The 4,900-nt window shown below is 68.8% G+C and carries 4 protein-coding genes; all 4 read right to left on the bottom strand.

What is annotated here, in order from left to right; genetic code table 11:
• A partial coding sequence (locus N878_RS12675; RefSeq protein WP_021444022.1) for a PAS domain S-box protein occupies positions 1–2,361 on the bottom strand: 2,361 nt, incomplete at its 3' end.
• A 136-nt stretch (positions 2,362–2,497) separates the two neighbouring features.
• A complete protein-coding gene (locus N878_RS12670; protein ID WP_021444021.1) occupies positions 2,498–3,202 on the bottom strand; it encodes a response regulator in 705 nt (234 codons plus the stop codon).
• A 47-nt stretch (positions 3,203–3,249) separates the two neighbouring features.
• Positions 3,250–3,714, bottom strand: a complete 465-nt coding sequence (locus tag N878_RS12665; protein ID WP_021444020.1) for a DUF3859 domain-containing protein — start codon at positions 3,712–3,714, stop codon at positions 3,250–3,252.
• A gap of 66 nt (positions 3,715–3,780) precedes the next feature.
• Positions 3,781–4,821: an amidohydrolase family protein gene (locus tag N878_RS12660; protein ID WP_156350881.1), complete on the bottom strand. Its 1,041-nt coding sequence runs from the start codon at positions 4,819–4,821 to the stop codon at positions 3,781–3,783.
• Positions 4,822–4,900: the final 79 nt, after the last annotated feature.

The following is a 4,900-nucleotide window of genomic DNA, read 5'->3' as shown; positions in this document are numbered from 1 at the left end:
CTCTGCCTGCGGCGGCAGACAGATCTCGAAGCTGCTGCCCTGACCCGGGCGGCTGTGCACGCGGATATGCCCGCCGTACTCGTGAACGATGCCGTGGGCCATCGACAGGCCCATGCCGCTGCCCTGCCCCGGCGCCTTGGTGCTGAAGAACGGCTCGAACATGTGCAGCTGCACCGCCTCGGCGATACCCGGCCCGGAGTCGCTGACCCGCAGCACCAGGTAGTCGCCGGCAAACGCCTGCTGACAGGAGGCACAGATGCCATGCGGCTGCAGGCCGCGCTGCAGTTCGATGCGCAGGCGGCCACTGCCGGCCATGGCGTCGCGGGCGTTGATGCACAGGTTCATCAGCACCTGCTCCAGCTGCAGCGGATCGACCCGCGCCAGCGGCAGCGCCTGGGCCAGTTGCAGGTCGATCTCGATGCTGCTCGGCAGAGTCGACTGCAACAGCTGGCGGAACTCGCCGATCAACTGGTCGAGCGCCACCGCCTGCGCCTGGCCGCGCCCGCCGCGGCTGAAGGTGAGCATCTGCTGGATCAGGTCGCGGGCCTTCTCCGCCGAGTGCTGCACCCGCGTCAGGTAGTGGCTCAGGCGTTCGTCGCCCTGACGCTCGGCCAGCTCCTCGGCCATCACCGTGTAGCCGAGCATGCTGGTCAGCAGGTTGTTGAAGTCGTGGGCGATGCCGCCGGTCAAATGGCCGATGGCCTCCATGCGCTGGGCCTGGCGCAGCTGCTGCTCCAGATCGGCGCGCTGCTGCTCGGCCTGGCGGCGCTCGGTGATGTCGCGCAGAAAGCCGATGAACTGGCTGCCCTGGGCGCCCTGCACCACCGTGATGGCCAGTTCGGCGGGAAACTCCTGACCGTCGGCGCGCATCGCCTGGACCTCGACCCGACGCCCCAGGAAGGCGCCCTCGCCGGTCGCCAGATAGCGGCGGAAGCCCTGGTTGTGGGCAGCGCGATGCGGCAGCGGGATGATCAGCTCGGCCAGCTCGCGGCCCAGCGCCTGCTCGCGGCGATAGCCGAAACACTGCTCGGCGGCCGGGTTGAAGGTGGTCACGCGGCCCTCGGCGTCCATGCCGATGATGCAGTCCAGGGCGCTGGCGACTATGGTGCGGTACTGCTGCTCGCTGGCGCGCAGCGCGCATTCGGCCTCCTTGCGCTGGCTGATCTCGCGGGTGAAGGCGAGGATGCGCTCGACACCGCCGATATTGGCCCGCTTCAGGCACACCTCGTCCCAGTGCAGGCTGCCGTCGCGGTTGCGCCGGTGCCACTCGAAGCGCTGCGGGCCCTCATCGCGGGCCCGCGCCAGCCAGCCCAGGGCCTCGACCCCGGTGTAGGGCGGATAGCCGGCGCAGAAGGCGTCGAGCGGCAGGCTGAGCATCTGCGCGTGGCTGTAGCCATACAGGGCACAGGCGCGCGGGTTGATGTCGAGCAGCGCGCCGCTGTCCAGTTCGTGGACGAAGATGGCGTCCTCCGAGGCCTCGAAGATCGCCCGGTAGCTGGCCTCGGCGTCCAGCCGCTGCAGCTCGGCGGCGGCGCGCACCGAGAAGATCCGCAGCACCGACTCGACCCGGCTGCGCTCGGGCAGCGCGTGGCGATGGCCGACGGCGATCAGCCCCAGCGGCCGGCCGTCGCTGGCGAACAGCGGGTAGCCGGCGTAGCTGTCGAGGCCCAGGTGGCTCAGGCTGTCGTCGCCCGGGTAGCAGTGCGCCAGGTTGCACTCGACCAGGTGGAAGGCCTGACCGAACACCTCCTCGCAGGGCGTGCCGGCGATGCTGTAGGTCAGGTTGGGCAGCAGCTGGCCATCGAAGTACAGCGCCAGGGTGCTCAGGCGCCGGGCATCGGGGTCGCAGACGCGGCTGACGAAGGCGAAATCGGCCTGCAGCGAGCGCGCCAGGTAGCGGGCGATGGCCTCGAACACCGCCTCGCCGGTGGCCGCCGAGACGCCGAGGGCGACGTGGCGCAGGGCCTCCTCGACCCGCTTGCGCTCGCTGATGTCGGTGGAGATGCCGCATACCGCGATGACCCGGTGGCGCTCGTCGAACAGCGGGAACTTGCTCGACAGGTAGACCCAGCTGCGCTCGCGCAGCAGCAGCTGCTCCTCGAATTCGATGGAGTGGCCGAGACTGGCCACGCTGAGGTCGTTGCTGCGCAGGGCGTCGGCCACCTGCACCGGGAACAGCTCGTGGTCGCTGCGCCCGAGCACCTGCGCGGCGCTGAGCTGGAAGAAGCGCTCGAAGGCCGGATTGACCAGGCGGTAGCGGCCGTCGAGGTCCTTGATGTAGATGACCGCACTGCTGTTGTCGACGATCTGCCGCAGCGGGTGGTCGAGATCGCTGGTCACCAGGGCCGGGAGCGGGTGCATGGCGGACCTCCGCACAGGGGCTATGGCGCCAGTATAGGAAGGCGCGCGACGTCCCTGGCCGCCGGCAGGCACAGTGAAACAATTGAAACATTGCGCAGCGGCCTCAGCCGCGAACAGCCGCTAGGGCAGCGTCGGTTCAGCGGGTCACCAGCATATAGCCGACACCGCGCAGGGTGCGGATGATCTGCGGCTTCTCCGGGTCGTCCTCGAGCTTGCGCCGCAGGCGGGCGATGCGGATGTCGATGGAGCGGTCGAAGGGGTTCCAGTCGCGGTTCTGCGTCAGGTTGAGCAACTGGTCGCGCGACAGCGGCCGGTTGGGGCGCTGGGCGAAGGCCTGCAGCAGGTCGAACTCCATGGCGGTCAGCTCGATCTCGCCACCCTGCTCGTCGAGCAGCTGGCGGCGCTGCAGGTCGAGGCGGAAGCGGCCGAGGCACACGCCGCCGTCCGAGGTTGGCGCCTCCTCGCCGGCGTGTCGGTAGCGGCGCAGCACGCTCTTGACCCGCGCCAGCAGCTCGCGCGGGTCGAAGGGCTTGGCCAGGTAGTCGTCGGCGCCCACTTCCAGGCCGATGATGCGGTCGACCGGGCTGCCGGCGCCGGAAATCATGATCACCGGCAGGTCGTGGCGTTCGCGCAGAAAGCGCGCCAGGCTCAGGCCGTCCTCGCCGGGCAGGCCGACGTCGAGCAGGACCAGGTCCGGCAGGCCGTCCTGCAGCGCCTGGCGCAGCGCAGCGCTGTCGGCGCAGCCGTGCACCGCATAGCCGTGACCGCCGAGGTAGTCCTGCAGCAGCTGCCGCACCTCGCCGTCGTCGTCCACCACCAGTACCCGCTGCCCGTCCGCCATCGCCCTGCCCTGCGCCGCTCCTCTCACAGCATAGGCCGGGCGGCGGATCAACGTACCTGAAAGCGCTGTTCGGCCAGCTTGCGGTCGCCCTGGAACACCATGAAGTGCCATTCGCCGGGCACCACCTCGTGATGTTCGCTGAACTCGAAGGCCATCACGTCCTGCGGCGCACCGGCCACCAGTTGCTGCCGCACCTCGAACTTGTCGTGGCGCTGGCCGTCTGGGGTGACCACGCCGGGGGTGAAATACAGCAGGGTCAGCGGCTCGTCGCCCTCGCGCTTGCCCGCCAGGCGGTAGCGCAGGCCGAACTTGGTGCCGAGCTTGGCGGGCACCTGCTCGGTGCGCTGGATGTCCTGGTTGCTGCGGGTCAGCACCCGCTCGCCGGCCTCGAAGTCCTGATACTGGCTGGTGAAGATGCCGTATTCCACCGGCCCCTCCACCCGCACCTCGGCCTGAACGGCGGCGGCGCAAGCGAACAGACCGGCCAAGGCGGCCACTTGAATTGGGTGCATGTCGCGCTCCTTGTTGAGATCGGCGCGAGCTTATGACGCCCAGATGACAGCCTGATGACGGGCGCGCTAGCGGTTCAGTTCGGCCTGCACCTTGCGCGGCAGCACGGCGAGGAAGTTGTCGCGCGCCACCTGCTGCGCCACGTCCGGCGGCAAGGCATCGAGGAAGGGGACGAACCCCCTCATGTACTCGCCCAGGCTGCCGAAGCGGCCGACCACGTCGGAGCCGAGCATGAAACGCTGCGGATAGCTGCTGACCAGGTGCACCCAGGCCGCATCCGCCTTGCCGTTCTCGTCCAGCAAGTAGGGGCGCAGCATGGTCCAGGACAGGTCGATATACAGATTGGGGTACTCGCCGAGCATGCGCTCGAGGGTAGGCAGGAGAAAATCCAGCTTGTCCTGATGCCGGTGAATTTCCATGCTGGTGCCGGCATGCGCCCAGATGAAGCGCACGTGCGGGTGGTTGCGCAGCGGGTCTTCGATCTCCTGCAGGTAGAGCGGGTTGCGCTCGCGCTTGGAGGTGATGTTGGAGTGCAGCATCACCGGCAGGTCGTACTCGGCGGCCAGGTGGAAGACCCGCGTCAGCGCCTCGTTGTTGGCCCGCGGGGCGCTGCCGTGGATCAGCGCGGTGAGGTCGTCGTGGCGGGTGAAGATCTCGCCGATGCCCTGCCACAGCCCGGGGTCCAGCTCGAGCATGCGGCGGATATGGGCGTCGGCGTTCTTGTCGTTGGGATTGAAGCCGGACAGGAAAGGGTGGAAGCGCTGGCGCTGCTCGGCCGGCAGGCGCTTGTAGGCGGCGGCGACGAACACGTCGGTGGCGCTGTACCAGTAGGCATTGGCGTCGTCGCCGGCGTAGTAGCGCGGCCGCTTGGGCTCGTCCTCGTCCCATTTCTTCGCCACCGGGATGCCGGACAGCATCACATGGTCGATGCCGCTGGCGGCCATCTGTTCCAGCAGCTCGTCCATCCCGGCGCTTTCCTGGAAGAAATCCACGTAATGCAGATGGGCATCGCTGTAGCGATAGTCGCGCGCCAGGGCATTGCAGGCGAGCAGGCCGGCGAGCGCCAGCGCGATAACACGGAAAATGGGCAAGACGCGTCCTCCTGACAGGTTCGAGCAGCATAGACCCCGGGCCGGCCCGGCGAGTTCGCCGCACCGCGCTGGTGCAGCAGCGGCCGGCAGCGCGCCA

It is taken from the genome of Pseudomonas sp. EGD-AK9 (assembly GCF_000465935.2).
GTDB lineage: Bacteria > Pseudomonadota > Gammaproteobacteria > Pseudomonadales > Pseudomonadaceae > Aquipseudomonas.
This window is presented reverse-complemented; position numbering and strand designations above follow the sequence as displayed.

Bases quoted from the DNA above. Each gene is read 5' to 3' on its own strand.
- N878_RS12670 (WP_021444021.1), bottom strand. From the start codon at position 3,202: ATGGCGGACGGGCAGCGGGTACTGGTGGTGGACGACGACGGCGAGGTG.
- N878_RS12665 (WP_021444020.1), bottom strand. From the start codon at position 3,714: ATGCACCCAATTCAAGTGGCCGCCTTGGCCGGTCTGTTCGCTTGCGCC.